The sequence below is a fragment of the uncultured Paenibacillus sp. genome (assembly GCF_963515335.1).
Classification (GTDB): Bacteria; Bacillota; Bacilli; order Paenibacillales; family Paenibacillaceae; genus Paenibacillus_I.
In genome coordinates, this window is sequence record NZ_CAUPYC010000012.1 from 21,669 (window position 1) to 37,508 (window position 15,840).

At 58.7% G+C, this 15,840-nt stretch carries 14 protein-coding genes; 2 read left to right on the forward strand and 12 right to left on the reverse strand.

Annotated elements, in window-relative coordinates; genetic code table 11:
* Window positions 1–158 precede the first annotated feature (158 nt).
* Window positions 159–1,502, forward strand: coding sequence for a stalk domain-containing protein (locus RWM61_RS06415; RefSeq protein ID WP_313998661.1), 1,344 nt, complete (start codon window positions 159–161; stop codon window positions 1,500–1,502).
* Between the two features lie 87 nt (window positions 1,503–1,589).
* Here RWM61_RS06415 and kapB read toward each other — a convergent pair whose 3' ends face one another.
* Window positions 1,590–1,982, reverse strand: coding sequence for a sporulation phosphorelay system protein KapB (gene kapB, locus RWM61_RS06420; protein ID WP_313998663.1), 393 nt, complete (start codon window positions 1,980–1,982; stop codon window positions 1,590–1,592).
* A 172-nt stretch (window positions 1,983–2,154) separates the two neighbouring features.
* Between kapB and RWM61_RS06425 the strand changes: the two genes are divergently transcribed.
* The gene (locus tag RWM61_RS06425) at window positions 2,155–3,276 is read left to right on the forward strand and encodes an MGDG synthase family glycosyltransferase (RefSeq protein WP_313998665.1); all 1,122 of its coding nucleotides are present in this window, start codon (window positions 2,155–2,157) and stop codon (window positions 3,274–3,276) included.
* A 77-nt stretch (window positions 3,277–3,353) separates the two neighbouring features.
* Here RWM61_RS06425 and RWM61_RS06430 read toward each other — a convergent pair whose 3' ends face one another.
* From RWM61_RS06430 to RWM61_RS06480, 11 genes are all read right to left on the reverse strand, one after another.
* Entirely contained in the window at window positions 3,354–4,976 is a 1,623-nt protein-coding gene (locus RWM61_RS06430; RefSeq protein ID WP_313998667.1) for a PucR family transcriptional regulator ligand-binding domain-containing protein, read from the reverse strand.
* A gap of 33 nt (window positions 4,977–5,009) precedes the next feature.
* On the reverse strand, window positions 5,010–5,693 hold the full coding sequence (locus RWM61_RS06435; protein ID WP_313998670.1) for an isochorismatase family cysteine hydrolase: 684 nt from the start codon (window positions 5,691–5,693) through the stop codon (window positions 5,010–5,012).
* 4 nt (window positions 5,694–5,697) lie between these two features.
* Window positions 5,698–6,144: a cupin domain-containing protein gene (locus RWM61_RS06440; protein ID WP_313998672.1), complete on the reverse strand. Its 447-nt coding sequence runs from the start codon at window positions 6,142–6,144 to the stop codon at window positions 5,698–5,700.
* 4 nt (window positions 6,145–6,148) lie between these two features.
* Window positions 6,149–7,144, reverse strand: coding sequence for a formamidase (locus RWM61_RS06445; RefSeq protein ID WP_313998674.1), 996 nt, complete (start codon window positions 7,142–7,144; stop codon window positions 6,149–6,151).
* A gap of 25 nt (window positions 7,145–7,169) precedes the next feature.
* Window positions 7,170–8,345, reverse strand: coding sequence for a BMP family ABC transporter substrate-binding protein (locus RWM61_RS06450; protein ID WP_313998676.1), 1,176 nt, complete (start codon window positions 8,343–8,345; stop codon window positions 7,170–7,172).
* 46 nt (window positions 8,346–8,391) lie between these two features.
* Window positions 8,392–9,303: an ABC transporter permease gene (locus tag RWM61_RS06455; protein WP_313998678.1), complete on the reverse strand. Its 912-nt coding sequence runs from the start codon at window positions 9,301–9,303 to the stop codon at window positions 8,392–8,394.
* Window positions 9,300–10,361: an ABC transporter permease gene (locus RWM61_RS06460; RefSeq protein ID WP_313998680.1), complete on the reverse strand. Its 1,062-nt coding sequence runs from the start codon at window positions 10,359–10,361 to the stop codon at window positions 9,300–9,302. The genes RWM61_RS06455 and RWM61_RS06460 overlap by 4 nt, the downstream gene beginning before the upstream one ends.
* A complete protein-coding gene (locus tag RWM61_RS06465) occupies window positions 10,358–11,890 on the reverse strand; it encodes an ATP-binding cassette domain-containing protein (protein ID WP_313998682.1) in 1,533 nt (510 codons plus the stop codon). Before RWM61_RS06465 ends, RWM61_RS06460 begins: the two co-directional genes overlap by 4 nt.
* A gap of 235 nt (window positions 11,891–12,125) precedes the next feature.
* The gene (gene atzF / locus RWM61_RS06470; protein ID WP_313998684.1) at window positions 12,126–13,877 is read right to left on the reverse strand and encodes an allophanate hydrolase; all 1,752 of its coding nucleotides are present in this window, start codon (window positions 13,875–13,877) and stop codon (window positions 12,126–12,128) included.
* A 4-nt stretch (window positions 13,878–13,881) separates the two neighbouring features.
* Window positions 13,882–14,580: an isochorismatase family cysteine hydrolase gene (locus RWM61_RS06475; protein ID WP_313998686.1), complete on the reverse strand. Its 699-nt coding sequence runs from the start codon at window positions 14,578–14,580 to the stop codon at window positions 13,882–13,884.
* A 269-nt stretch (window positions 14,581–14,849) separates the two neighbouring features.
* Window positions 14,850–15,635: a C40 family peptidase gene (locus RWM61_RS06480; RefSeq protein ID WP_313998688.1), complete on the reverse strand. Its 786-nt coding sequence runs from the start codon at window positions 15,633–15,635 to the stop codon at window positions 14,850–14,852.
* Window positions 15,636–15,840: the final 205 nt, after the last annotated feature.

Consider the following 15,840-nt stretch of genomic DNA (forward strand, 5'->3'; position numbering starts at 1 on the left):
GCCCATTCCCTGTCCGTCAGAAATGGATTATTTCGCGCATCATTTGCATTTTCACCATATTATTTTACCATCCCCCTTTACCGATATCTATTTAATCTTTTTTATGGTCGCGATAAGTGATTTTTTGCTCATTCCAACATGCAAAGGATGTGGGGTCATTGAACGGAAAATTCGGGAAAAGGGCAGCGCATACGCTGGCGGCGGCACTTGCGGCCGCTTTGCTCGCCGGCATGGCGGCGGTTTCGGCGGAAGAGATTCCGCGGGTTCCTTATGCGGCCGCGGGGGCGGAGACAAAAATGGACGCCGCGGCAAGCGTACGGGCGAAGGACGCCTACCGCATCGTCGCGTTCGGCGACTCGCTCACGGCCGGATACGAATACGGCATGGACCAAATGGACGTGATGCCTGTGCCTTACGGCTACGTGGACAGGCTGTTCGAGCAGGCGCTGTTCCGCGGCCGGGCGGAAATGTACAATTACGGAATCCTGGGCTTGCAGACGATCGGCTTGAAAAATTTCCTGGCGGCCGTCGAGCGGGACACGCCGGTTACGGAGGCGGAGCTCGGACAGGAGAAGCCGCTTCCCGACCCTCGCGCAGCCGCCATGCTGAAAGCCGTGCCCGAGACGCGGGCCGCTTTGTCGGGCGCCGATCTGGTCGCGGTGATGATCGGCGGCAACGACTTCAGCCCGGTGATCGGGCTGATCGGCAATCCGGCCGAAGCCGAGCTCTGGCTGACCGGCGCATTGGAAGCGTACGAAAGCTCGCTGGAAGCTTCGATCCGATCGATCGCGGCCGTCAACCCGAAAGCTCGGATCGTGGTCGGCGACGTATATTCGCCGGTGCCGAAGAAAACCGGGCTGATCGGCGTCGAGCCTGAAGTGTATGACAGGCTGCAGGCTGTGGCGGGACGCGTCAGGGAGCGTCTCGAGGCGGTAACGGCCCGGCTGTCGATGGAAGGCTTGCAGGTGAAGCCCGCTTTTCCGTCCAAGGCATTCGTCGGACGCGAAGCCGCGTTTACGGCGATTGTCGCCTCCCGCGGCCAGGACATTCACCCGTCGCAGTCCGGTTATCAGGCGATCGGAGAAGCGTTCGCCGAGGCGGTCTGGGGCGAGACGCGCGCCGTCGCGCCGAGAGACGCAACAACGCCGATATCGGTCATCGTAGGCGGCCGCGAGGTTCTGTCGGAGTTCAAACCGGTCGTGAAGAACAACCGCACCTTCCTGGTGCTTCGCGATATCGCCGACGCCGTGAAGGCGACGACAAGATGGGAAGGCAAGACGCAGAAAGCGACGGTCTCGCTGGGCGGCACAACGGTCGAGCTGACGATCGGCGCGAAGACGATGCGGGTGAACGGCAGAAGCGTGCCGGTCGATGTGCCCGCTTTCCTGCAGCGGTCAGGCAGCGAGATCAAGACCTATGTGCCGCTTGCCGCGCTCTCCGACGGCCTGGGCTTCCAGGTCGAATACCGCGCCAAGCTGAAAGCAGCATTTATCAACGAGTAATTCTATTTATTCAGGAACGACGGCACAGGGCTGTCCCCGAGAGCAGAGTCATCTGCTTTCGGAGACAGCCCTTCCGTCACGGGCCCTTCAATATTCGCCGCGAAGCTCGTCAAGGTGGCGGATGCCCTGCTCGGCCCAGCGCTTCAGCCGGTCCAGCCGGTTCCATTCCTCATCCAGCGCCCGCAGCAGCGATTCCCGGTACTCCGGAACGGCACCCGCGAAAGGCTGCAGCTCACGGGTCGGCACATTAACCTTCTCCGTATGGCTCAGCGCGCGCCGCTGATGGAACATCGGAACATCCGGATCGTACGGGTGATGGAGGTCACCCTGCTCCGGATGCTTCAGCACGGCCAGCGTCTTCATCAAGGCGCGCGCGCCGTTGAATTCCACCACTTCACCGACATAGACGCCCGACTTATACGCCATTCTCGCCAGCTGCCCGGCCTGGACGCCGACGCTCCCGATTTCGATCTCGTTCAACTTTTTCGACCTCCGACTCGTCTGGTATATCGTTCAATCTTTACCCATTATACCGCACATTTCGTTTTTCTTTAGGATAACTTAAGATAAGGACAGGCTTTCGGACTCCCGCCTGCCTTGTCAACCGGTATCCACCTTTCGTAATATGGTATTAGGAAAAGTAGGTGAGACGATGCGTAAGAAACGAGTGCTTCTGCTATCGGAAGGGTTCGGGTCCGGACATACCCAAGCCGCCTACGCGCTGGCCGTCGGCATACGACAGCTCAACCCCGACATCCGGACCCGGGTCATCGAGCTGGGGAAATTTCTGAATCCGGTGCTTGGGCCCTGGATTGTATCGGCCTATCGCAAAACGGTCAGCAAGCAGCCGAAGCTGGTCGGCATGATGTACCGGACGAACTACAAGCGATCCCTCAACCGATTCACCCAGCTTGCGCTTCATCGCATTTTTTATACGCAAACCTCCCAGGTGATCACGCAGCTGAAGCCGGATCTCATCATTTGCACCCATCCCGTGCCGAACGCGGTCGTTGCCCGCCTGAAGAGACTCGGGCTGAACGTGCCCCTGTACACCTTGATTACCGATTACGACGCGCACGGCACCTGGACGAACGCCGAGGTGAACAAATATCTGGTTTCCACCCCCGTCGTCAAACGCAAGCTGATCGAGCACGGTATCCCGGAAGCGAGGATCGAGGTGACGGGCATCCCGGTTCACCCGAATTTCTGGATGACCTATGACAAGAAGGACATGCAGAAGCAGTTCGGCCTCAAGCCGATGCCGACGGTGCTGGTCATGGGCGGCGGTTGGGGGCTGCTGAACGACGACAACGATCTGTTCGAGTACATGGCCAAAACCTACCGCGAGCAGGTCCAGATGATTTTCTGCGTCGGCAGCAACGAAAAGGCGAAGGAAAGCCTGGAATCGAATCCTTCCTTCCGGCACCCCAACATCCGGATTCTCGGCTTCACCCGCGAGGTAAGCAAGCTGATGGACGCGTCCGACCTGCTGATCACGAAGCCGGGCGGCATGACGTGCACGGAGGGGCTCAGCAAAGGCATGCCGATGCTGTTCTACGAGCCGATTCCAGGGCAGGAAGAAGAGAACTGCGAATACTTCGTACGAAACGGCTTCGGCGAAATGCTCGCGGACGAATCGTCCATAGACAAATGGTTCACGCTCATTCAGCAGCCCTACACGACCGTGCAATACCGCCGGACGCTGATGACCAAACGGAACCAGCAATACAACCCCGAGCAATGCTCCCGCGCCGTGCTGCAGATGATGCAGTGAACGGCGCTTTTTTTCCGCCGCCGAATTGCGCCCGCCTTGAATGGGAATCATAATTCCCGGGAACGGAGCACCCGACTTCACTTCAACTCGTTGATTTCATGTATTTTGATCGCCAACTGCAGCAGCAATTTGGTTTCCGGATCGTCCAGACGCAGGCCGAGTTCGTTTTTGATTCGGTCCAGCCGGTAACTGACCGTGTTGTAATGGACGAACATTCGTTCCGCCGTTTCTTTCGCGTTGCAATTGCAATGAAAATAGGTGCGAAGCGTATTCATCAGCGCGCCTTGCTGCTTCCTGTCCAATTCAAGCAAAGGCTGTAAATACAGACGCTTGTATTCTTCCAGCTCCCCGGCGCCCTGCAAACGATACAGCAGCAAATAAATCCCGAGATCGGCGTAGCGCACAATGTCGCTTTGCAACCGGCAGATGCTTCTGATTTCCGCAGCCCTTTTCGCATCGCGAAAGCTGGCGTGCACCTCGCCTTGCGAGGCCGCTTCCCGCCCCAGACAAAGAGACGCCCGCCGTTCCTGCAGCAACGGCTGCAGGATGGACCAGGCATGACCGACAATGTCGCCGCCCGTTCCTTTTTCGGCGCTCCCCAGTGTGAAAAGGGCGGCGAGTTCCCCTTCCAGAACGGTCCATTTCACTCCGCTTTTGCGCGGCGCGCCCTCCCCATTCAATCGCCTCGCCAGTTCCTGAAGCTCTCTCACCTCCGCTCTTGTATCCCGGAAAGAGACAACGCCCGCCAAATAGGCCGCCCCTTGGGCCAAAGGCCATCCGCAGGCTTCCGCCCTGAGCCGCAAATCGACCTCCGAAACGATCCGCCCCGCCATCCAATCCTGCAAAAATTGATCAAAATATTTCGCCTCGATGTTTCTTCGCGCCTGCATGTTGCTGATTTCAAAGCCGAGCAAACGGCCGGCCCAGTTCACGGTCAACGAATCGACGATTCCGTTCTCGTTGGCGTATTCCAATATCAGCAAAAGATAGGACCCGGGTTGTCCGCCGGGCACCGTGGTCACGTGAACCCGGACGGTCTCGTCTCCGATCGGCACAATACTCGTTTCCGGGGCGCGGTCCGCGCGAATTCGTTCCCATTCGGCATCCCCCATCCGGACACACAGCCGCTCCGCGTCGGACGACGCGATCCATTGGTTGTGAGGATCAAGCAGCACGACCGGATTTTTAATCATCAGCTGAAGGTGATGCAGAAAAGCAGGAAGCCCGTCTCCGTGCAGCAGCACGTGAGACAGGCGTTGAACCCGGCCTTGCAGGATGGTCAGATCTCTGGATTCCGACACGAGTACCCGTTCCATCACTTCGCGGACCACATCGGAAAATGTCGTGCTTGGCGGAAGCTCGATCAATGGAATGCCGTAATGATCCGCGGCTTGAACCGCGGCGGCCGGCACCGCATCAAAGAAGCGTTTCGTTTTGACGCCCAAGGCGACGACGCCTTTCTGGGCAAGCTGCGCAATCAGCGTCACCAGCACTTCCGGATCATCCTTGAACGGGTAGCCGGTCGTCATCAGAAATTCTCCGGGCCGCACCCAATCCACGACATCCGGAACTTCCATTACGTTGATGCGGCTGATCGTTCTTTCCAAGCCCGAGCCGCCGCCAAGAAGAACCGCTTCCTTGAAATGGGGGACGGCGAACAGATCCTTAACCGCAAACCCCTCTCTCATGTTGTCTTCCATAGCTTCCTTCCTTTCCTGATGGCGGTCCGCTATTTACGTTTGCAAAGCTGCGATGAACGGCGCGGCAGCCGACGTCCATCCGAAGATGCCTCCTTGCTGCCGCACCATATGAATGGCCGCCTCATGATCGGCGGGATCGAAAGCGGCGGTCGCGTCTTCCAGCACGAGACAGCGGTATCCGCGGTCATTCGCCTCCCGCAGCGTCGTATGCACGCACACATGCGTCGTTACCCCGCACAGAATCAATGATTCGATATGGCTCTCTTCCAAAATGTTCCGGAGATTCGTCCGGTAGAACGCGCCTTTGCCCGGCTTGTCGATGACCGGCTCTCCCGGGACGGGCGCAAGCTCGGAAACGATCTCGTGCCCCCGCTCCCCGCGGATCAGTATGCGTCCCATGGGGCCGATATCGCCGATCCCGGCTCCTTGCCGCCTGCTCCGTTCCAGCTTGGACGGCGGACAGTCGGAAAGGTCCGGCAGATGCCCTTCCCTCGTATGCACGACCAGCAGACCGGTCATTCGGGCGGCGTCCAGAACGCCCGATATCACCGGTATTATGGCCCGGGCAGGGGCAATGTCGTTCCCGAGCCGTTCCCCGAACCCGCCCGGCGCGCAGAAGTCGTTCTGCATGTCAATCACAATGAGGGCCGTGCCGGCCGGACGAAAGCCGAACGGATACGGCAAGGCTTCACCCAGTTCGATTAGCGGGTAATTCATCTCCTCACCCGTTTCCTTCCGTGAGCGGCCGCTCCGTCGGCACGGGAACCCGAATCGTTTCAAAAAAACGGTTGCGCGGCGCGTCCTCTTCCACCGGAAGAAAGATGCTGATCTGCTCGGTCGGAGACGCATCATCGTTCGCAACCGAATGGACGACTCCCGCGGGAACGAGAAACGTGTCGCCCGCTTGATACGATTTCCATTCGCCGTTGCACAGCAGACGAACCTTGCCCGCGGTAATATGAATGATTTCCGCCACATTGTGGAAGTGGGGAAGCACCGCGCCTCCGACGCCGATTTTTTCCCACAGCACCGAGCTTGCGCGCACACGCAGCGCATCCGCTTCCGCCGCCGAAACAATCTCGCGATGGAACAAGGATACATGATCCGGCATCGGCGACCACTCCATCGTATCCGCCGTTTTCACCCAGGTCTGCACGGCCGTATTCATCGACTCACCCATCCTTGTATTTCCGCGCCGGTTTCGGGAAGCCCTCGGTCGAACCGTCCTTGACGGCAACCTCATCCTCCCACGGCAGCCGGTACTTTTCATTCATAAGATCTTTCATATACGTGTAAGGACAGTCTCTGGCCCCGCCGTCTACCGCCACATACCCGCGGTGGCCGAGCTGATAAATATTGTTCTCCACGCCCCACAGGCGGCGGGCTTCGCGGACCAGCGAGGGCCGCACCTCCCCGGACACGACCTCATCCGGCCGGCCCCCGCCCGTGACCAGCGGCACCCCGTCGAAGCCGACAATCATCGCCTCGCCCATGGAATCGAACGTCCCGTCGCTTCCGCTCATGCACACCGAGACGGTATACATGAGATTGCAGAAAGCATTGGCTTGATTCGTAATTTGCCACGCATGGCGGATCGGCGCCGTGTAGCCTGCGGTCCGGATCATGATGTCGGCGCCGAGATACGCGCACTCCCTGGCCATTTCGGGGAACATCCCGTCATGGCAAATAATCAGCGCCAGCTTGCTTCCGTTCGGCCCGCCGCAGACGGGAATTCCCAGATTGCCCGGTTCCCACGGTTCCACGGGAACCCAGGGATGCAGCTTCCGGTAATGCAAGCGGAGCTCCCCTTGGTCGTCGATGATCAGACCCGTATTGTACGGATTTCCGTGCGGGTTCGCTTCCATGATCGAGAAGCAGCCCCAAATCCGGTTTTCCCGGCAAGCTGCCCGGAACGCCCCGACCTCCGGACCGTCGATCCGGCACATCAGAGCCGGATCCGTATTCATGGACAGCCCGTGCAGCGAATATTCCGGGAAAACCACAAGATCCATATTGCGGAGTCCGCGTTTGGCCTTTGCCGTCATGGCGGCAATTCTTTTCGTCTGTTCCGCAAGCTGTGCCGGCGTCTCCACGACAGACAGATTCATCTGCACCAGACCGACAACCACGCCGCCCGGAGACTTATTCAGTCCTCCCAGACCACTCATGCGCATCCTCCCCTTTTCCTGCGGCTTATTGCGGAATGTTTCCGATGACGCCTTCGACGAGATAATCGGCCGCTTCCAGCTGTTCGACCGTCGGCGTTTCACCGTCCTTGATCCGCACTTGCCCCGCCTGGTCCTTGACCGGCCCCTTGAACGGCTGCAGCGTTCCGTTTAACAGCTCTTCCTTTTTCTGTTCCACGAACTGTTTCACATCGTCCGGCACACCCGCGCCGAAGCCGGTCATCTGAACGACATTGTCCGCGAGCGTGCCGCGGTATTTGCCGTCGTACTCGCTGCCCTTGAATTTGCCTTCAACCGCCGTTCTTACCATATCCACGTACAGATCGGACCAATTCCATACGGAACCGGCAATCCAGCCTTTCGGAGCGAGCGATGAAGCGTCCGCGTGGTAGCCTACCGACATGGCGCCCCGCCGCTCGGCCGTTTCAATAACCGTCTTCGTGCAGTCCTGGTGCTGGCTTAATACGTCGACCCCGCTGTCGATCAGCGAGTTCGCGGCATTCGCCTGCTGCCCCGGATCGCACCAGCTTCCGGTAAAGACCACGGAAGTCGTCGCGTTCGGATTCACGGATTTCGCCCCGAGTTCAAACGCATTGACGTTCAGCAGAACCTGCGGAATCGGCACCGAGACGATATAGCCCAGCTTGCCTGTCTTGGACATTTTCCCCGCCGCAACGCCGGCCAGATAAACCGGCTCCCAGATGGTGCCGAAATACGTGCCGAGATTGTCCGCGGTTTTCAAGCCGCCCTGGTGGAAAAAGACGACGTCCGGATAGCGCTTGGCGACATTCAGCGCAGGATCGAGATGACCGTAGGACGTCGGGAAAATGATTTTTGCGCCGTCTTTGATCATCTGCTCCATAACACGCTCGGCTTCCGCCGTTTCCGGGACGTTCTCGGCCCGAAGCACCTTCAGGTCGGGGAATGCTTTTTCCACCGCTTCGCTGCCGAGATACGCGGCCTGGTTGTATCCGTAATCGTCCTTGGTTCCGACAAAGATGAATCCTACCGCCGTGCCGCCCGTTCCCGGGGCCCCGGAGCTGCCGGAGCCGGCCGTTCCCCCGGCGCCGCCGGAATCGTTCTTCCGGGTCACACCGGGCTGGCTGCACGCGGCGATGAAAATCACAGAAGCCAACATCAGAAACGCGAACCTTTTGGCCACTCTCTCCACTTTTTTCCTCATACCGGTTTCTCTCCTTATATTTAGAGTTGCTTGATGCCGCAGATTCTCACCCGGCGCCGTCTCCCCTGAACGCTTTACCTAGCGCTTCAGGGATCAGACTTTGCTTTCTGAGCTCGACAACCAACAGCGCCGCCAGCGTCAGAAGGTACGGAACCATGAACAGGAAGAACGGCGAGATCGGCAGCCCCTGCTGCTGAACAGTCAGCTGAAGCGCCTGGGCCGCGCCGAACAGGTAGGCCCCGATCATGGCCCTCGCCGGCTTCCATGAGGCGAAGATTACAAGCGCCACCGCGACCACGCCGCGGCCTTGCGTCATATTCTCCACCCAGCTGTGCGTGTAGGCCACAGACAGCTGCGCCCCGCCTACCCCCGCCAGAAATCCTCCCGCCAGCACCGCCAAATATCGGACCAGCTGCGGATTGATGCCGCTTGCGAACAGCACTTCTTCCCGCTCGCCGGCCGCCCGAAGCATGATGCCGATCCGGGTGCGGAACAGCAAGAACCACAAACAAGGGACAACCAGAATCGACAAGTACGTCAGCGGATCATGATTGAAGAGAATGCCGCCGACGAACGGAATGTCGGACAACAAGGGAATCGGCACGGGGTTGAACCCGACAATTTGTTCGCTGACGAAACCGCGGCCGAAGAAGGACGTGATCCCCATTCCGAAAAACATGATCGTCAACCCGGTGGCCAACTGATTCGCACGGCAGGTCAGTACGAGAAAAGCGTGAATCGCCGCGATAAGCAATCCGCACAAGCCGCCTGCGAGCACGCCCAGCCACGGATTGCCGGTCCATGCCGTCACCGCGAAGCCGCCAAGCGCGCCGCCGAGCATGGAGCCTTCCGTGCCGAGATTGATTACGCCGGCCCTCTCCGACAGCAGCTCCCCTTGGCTGGCCAGCATGACGGAGGTACCCGAGCGGATAGCTCCCGTCAATATATCCGCAATCATCGTTTCCCCCTCCTTACGCCGCCCAGGATGAAGAACAGGACAAGCGCCATCAGAATATGGACCGAGGATGAAGGCAGGCCCGAGTCGATTTCAAGCGTATTGCCCGCTACGCCGATCATGCCGAGAATAAATGCCGTCACGATGAGCCGAAGGGGATGATTCCAGGCCATCATCGCCGCCAGGAAGCCAAGGTAACCATAATTGGCGCCTGTTGTCGGACGGAGCCGCCCCTCGATCCCGGCAATCTCGATCATCCCCGCAATACCCGCAAGCGCCCCTCCGGCAATCAGAACCCAGAAATACATGTTGTTGACGGCAAAGCCCGCCCGCTCCGCCGCCAAACGGTTGCTTCCGAGCACGCGGAGGCGGAATCCGACTCTCGTTTTCGCCAACGCAAACCACACGAGAACCGTCATCGCAATCGCAACGGCAAAACCGATATGAAGCCGGGTACCGTTAAGGATCGGCAGTCTCAATGTCCAGGCAATTTCAGGAGAGAACGGCCAGTTGAACGATTCGGGATCCTTCAGGATTCCATGAACGAAGTATCCGATCATGAAAGTGGCGACATAATTGAGAAGCACGCTCGTGATCGTCTCGTTGAGGCGGCCTTTCACCTTCAAGAAGGCGGTTAATGCGGCCCAGACGGCTCCGCCCAACGCACCGGCAAGCAGCATCAGCGGAATGCCGAGCCAAGCGGGCAGGCCGTTCAGATAAAATACGGCAAACCATGTGGAAAACAAAGCTCCGAGGGCCAGCTGCCCCTCTCCCCCGACATTGACCAGACCCGCTTTGGCGGGAAGCACGGCGGCCAGACCGGTAAGAACGATCGGCGTGGCTTTGAGCAGAACTTCCCCGAAGCCGTACAAATCGCCGAAGGTCGACTTCACCATCGACACATACAATTCCCACGGATTCACGCCGTAGAAAAACAGGAACACCCCGTAAATCACGAAGGGGGCCATCAGGATTCCCATCCGGATGCCGAACGGCTTCAATCTGCCCCGAAAGGATACCGTCCCCGCCGGCAGCGCGGCAACACTCGCTGGCTGCTTCATGCGGATTCTCCTTTCAGCATGCGGCGGCCGATCTGCGCAACATCGGTTTCCGCAGGACGGTACGGTCCCAACAACCGCTTGCCGGACAGAACGACCAGACGGTCGGACAGCTTGAACAGCTCATCCAGATCTTCCGAGAACAAAAGGACAGCCGTGCCTTGTTCAGCCAACTCGATCAAGTGCTGCTGGATCGTGCGGGCGGTTCCGATATCGAGCCCGCGGCTCGGATAGCTGACGATGAGGATTTCCGGCTTTCGGATCAACGCCCGGGACAGCACCATGCGCTGGATATTTCCTCCGGACAATTGATCGGCTCTCCGGTCCGCCCCCGCCAGTGCGAGCGACTTCGCCTCCGCGCTTTGCTCCAATTCGGTTCTCATGTGCCGCCAGTCGATTCCCGCGCCTTTGGGCCGAAGAGGGATTCCGTCCAACAGCATATGCTCGAGGATGGTAAACCCGGGGATGACGGACTCCTTGACGGGATCCTCGGAAACGAAGCTGACGCCGGCATCCATGAACGCTTTGGTGCCTCCCTTGATTTCTTTTCCGCCAATCGCCAGCGACCCGGACGACAGCGCGCGCAGCCCGAAGAGCACCTCGGCCAGCTCGCGCTGCCCGCTCCCGGATATCCCCGCAACGCCGACGATCTCGCCTTTCCGAAGCGTCAGCCGCACATCGGCGAGCACCGTTTCCCCATGATCCCCATCGATTGTCCCCCGTTCGATTTGCAAAACCGCGGACGGCTCCCTTTCCGAATCGGAGACGGGCTTTACGACGGGTGTCAAGGACTTCTCCCCTATCATGGCGGAAATCAGCGCATTCCCTTCCAAGCCCTCCTCGCGGTTCGCCGTGTAGGTGATTTGTCCGGCCCGCAGGACGGTTACTTGATCCGCACAGGCAAGCACTTCGTTGATTTTATGGGTAATGAGAAGAATGCCGTATCGGTCCTCGCGAAGCAGAACCAGCATATGGAGGAAAGCCTCGACTTCCTGGGGAACAAGCACGCTGGTAGGCTCGTCGAAAATAATGATCCGCGTTTCCGGAACGAGCAGCACTTTCACAATTTCCAAACGCTGCCGCTGTCCAAGATCGAGCTGCCAGACGTATGCATCGGGATCCACCGACAAGCCGTACTTGGCGGAAATCTCCACTATGCGTTGACGGAGGCTTTTTCTCCGCAGCCGCCACCCCCTCTCTACGGCCAGCGCGATATTATCGAGTACGGTCATGGCGGGAATGAGCCGGAAATCCTGAAACACCATGCCGATCCCTCTTGCTCGCGCCTTGGTCGGAGGATGAAGGGTTACCGGTTCGCCCTCCATATAAACCGCCCCCTCGTCCGGTTCGTACACGCCGTACAGCATTTTCATGAGTGTACTCTTGCCCGCTCCGTTCTCTCCGAGAATGGCATGGATCGTCCCGGGCCTGACTTCGAGATCGATCCCTTGATTTGCGGTCAATGAACCGAAACGCTTCGTCAGCCCTTTCGCCTGCAGAAGACAGGAAACCTTATCGATACTCATCGGCATGATCGATCCGCCCCCTTTAATGTCAATTAAAATAACACTACAGATCATAAATGTTTACATATCCAATTATAATACACTTTTTTGCGATAATCTTTATTCGTTATTCATATAAATGAAATAAATTTATTGTGATCAGGAGATAAAATCTCCATAAATCTAACATGGTGATCGGCGCGGCACCCCTTGCCGTTCAACGCAAAAGGCTACCCTGCAGGTAGCCCCTGATGCATGCCGTCTACTTTGCCGTTCGCCAGCCGCCGAAAGCCGTGATATCCTCCGCCTCCGCAGCCGCATAATCCTCGCACACGAAGCCCGGGATTTCCGTTCCGTCCCGCAGCTCGACTTTGCCGATGCACAGCGGGGCGGGAATGGAGGCGACGAACAGGCCGAATGCCTCCATGGGCATTTCCCAGACTTCGAGACCGATCGCGGAACCCCCCTGCGGTCGTTTGACCAATCCCGGTTTGGATGGCGTTGTCGGCAGCCTGACCATTCGGTATTTCGCCGCTGTCCGGTCTTCCCGCACAAAGCGCGCCCCGCACGCCCGCATTTGCTTTTCCAACGGATACCCCCGCATATGCAATCCGCAAACCGCCACCAACGTATTTGGCCGGGAAACCGCGGTTGCATGCACGCCCGGGTCGCCCAGGAACGCTTTCGCCGCGCCGCACAGCAAGCCTTCGTTCTCCGCCAGGGCAAACAGCGTAATGCCGAACGGGAGGCCGATTGCCGCCGCGTCGGACGGCACGGCCACCGCGCACAAATCCAGCAAATTGCAGTGGTTCGTGTACCGTCCCATTTCGTTATTGGTCTGAACGGGATTCGCACGCACTTGATCCCGGCTCCACGTCCCCCCGGCCGTCGGCAGCACAAGCACCGCATCTTTCAGAAGCTTGCCCGATTCGAGCTTAAGCATTTGCAGCGTATGCATCGCCTTGAACAACGAAGCGGCGTCGTATTGCTCGGCCGCACCCGAACGCAGTATTTGTTCCGTCACGGGCAGAGCGCTGCCAGGGTGCGCATCGATAAAACCGCCCAAGCCCGCCCATCTTTCTTCAACAAACGGACCTCCATAGAGCAAAGAGGCGGCTTGGGAAAATAAGCGGATATCGACGTACTCGATTTCGATGTCCAGTCTGTTGAGCCGTTCGACCGCCGTCTGCCACGCCCGGCCGTATTCCTTCGCGTAAGGCCCGAAAAAGTGCAGCTGCTCTTTAGGCAAACACAGCTTCGCGGGAATGGCTGCGGTTGGCGGAAGGAAGCTTTTCGACCAGGGATCGAAATCGTCGATGCCCCGCGCCGCGCGATCCACCTCAAGCGCATCCGCCAGGTCATGGGTAAAGACGGTTACGCAATCCAGGCTGGCACAGGCGTGAACCACCCCTTTGGTCGGCCAGGCGCCAAGGCTCGGTTTGAATCCGACAAGCCCGTTCAGGGCGGCGGGCACACGGCCGGAACCCGCCGTATCGGTGCCGAGGGCGAAGGCCGCATGGCCGCGCGCCACCGCCACCGCGGAACCGGAGCTGGATCCCCCGCTGATCAAGTCGCCCCGAAGCGCATTATGCGTCTCGCCATATGGACTCCTCGTCCCCACCAATCCGGTCGCGAATTGGTCCATGTTGGTCTTGCCGACCGGAATCGCCCCTGCGGCTATCAGGCGCGCGACTACCGCGGCGTGTTCCGTCGGAACGTATTGGAAATCCGGACATCCCGCGGTCGTCGGAACGCCGGCCCAATCGATATTATCCTTCATCGCGAAAGGAATGCCCCACAGCGGCGCACCCGCCGGATCAAGCGAAGCCAGCCGGTCCAAATAGGGCCGGATCCGTTCCATCCGGGGCGGCGTAATCCAGATGTTCATGCCCGCGTCCGCTTCCGCCCGGTTGACGATTTCGCGCACCGTGTCTTCCGGTGAAACTTCATGTTTCAAATACGCATCCCGCAGCCATCGGATGGACAAAGCGCGTGGAAAATGTTTGTCTGCCATGTTGTCAATTCCGCCTTTCCGCAAGCGACCGCAAGACAGGAAGTACATGCCCGGAGCTGGACACGCTGCCGAAAACCCCTCCCTGCATCGTCACCATCTTCAACGCCGCAAGATGATTGTCGAAGTCCGTAGCCCCCGTGCAGTCCTCCAGAATCAGGCACTCATAGCCGCGGTCGTTGGCTTCCCGCATCGTCGTATGCACGCAAACATCCGTCGTAATCCCGGTCAAGATCAAATTTTGAATTCCTTTGGTCCGAAGAATCATGTCCAGATCGGTCGCATAAAAACTTCCTTTGCCCGGCTTGTCGATGATGACCTCACCCGGCATAGGGGACAATTCCCCGATAATTTGCCAACCCGGCTCACCCCGGACCAAAATTTTTCCGGCCGGCCCCACGGAGCCGATTTCAGCCCCGATTTGCTTGCTGCGCCACTTTTTATTGGCCGGAAGATCCGTTAAATCCGGCCGGTGGCCCTCCCGGGTATGGATGATCGTGAATCCCGGGACGGCCCTGGCCGCCTCGAGCAATCGCTTGATCGGCTCGATGGCGCGGCGAGTCAGGGAGATGTCGTAGCCCATCCGGTCGACATACCCGCCGATCCCGCAAAAATCGGTCTGCATGTCGATAATGACCAAGGCGGTGTTTTCCGCCTTTAACTCTCCGTTGTATGGATACGGATACGGATTCCCTTGAATGAACATAGCCGTCACCCCTTTATCATGTTAGATGAACGTAAGGAAAGCTGTGGTTTTGTTATATTATATAACATCATTATGGGGGAGTCATTGTAAGAGGATCACATATTATGAAAGACTATGTTGTTCTTGTTTAATAGCCGCTTGCCTTGGGAGCAGCGATACCGACCCGCATCGATATCTCCGGCCGCTATGAGCGGGAATCCCGGCCTACGAAGAAAACCGCCGGAGAGCAAGCTCTCCGGCGGTCGCGGTTGTGCCGTTATCTATTATCTTTACAAGACGCTGCCTCCGAAAAGGAAGCGGTATTCCCAGTGCCGGTTGGCAAGGTCATCGATTCTGACCCCCCCGGCCTCCTTCGAGTAAGTGTGCAGCACTTTGCCGTTGCCGAGATAAATGCCGTTATGCGTAATGCGGGCGGTCGATTTGTCGACGCCGGCGTATGCGGACGGCTTCGAGCCTCTGTAGCTCATGAAAAACATGACGTCGCCGGGCTTCAGCTTGGTCCAATCCGTGATGACGCCGCCCTTGTTCTTCAGATACTGCCCTTGACTGCGGGAGTCGGCCGGCAGTTTCAAGCCGACGCCGTCGATAAAGGCTTGACGGACGAAATCGGAGCAGTCGAACGTGGTCGTCGTGCTGCGGTCGGAGCCGAATTCATACGGCGTGCCGAGATACTTCATGCCGGCCGCGATCACCCGTTCGGCCTGCTGCGACGGCGCGGCGCCGCCGACCGGCTTGGACACGGCCGGAGCAGGCCCGGACCCCGCGGAGCCGCCCGCGGAGACGTTTATGTATTTCTTTCGGGCCGAAACATAGCCCATGTCGCCCTTCTCGGAACGCACCTGATACCAATAGGCGTTCGGTTGGCTGATGACGGTTACGGTCTCGCCCTTCTTCAGATAACGAATAAAACCGCCGGATGTGCTAGGCGCTTCCCGGAAGCTTACTCCGGCGACGATCTCGGCCTGCTTGGCATTGCTGACCGCTCCTGCCGAACCCGGGAGCGCGGCGGTAACCAGCATCGCTGACGCGACAACTAACGCAGCCCACTTTTTCATGATGCAACCTCCATTGTCGAATAATGACTTTCCGCTGACTCCCCCCCATTCTAATCGGACAGGCACCCGCATGCATCCATCGTCGGTCCCAAAAAAGCAGGCGCCATATCCGCCGGGAATCCGATCTGTAAAAAGTACCCGCTATACCCAATACGATGCAGTCCGAACCAGGACCGGTCCCGAAAAAACGCGCCCCTATGGGAAA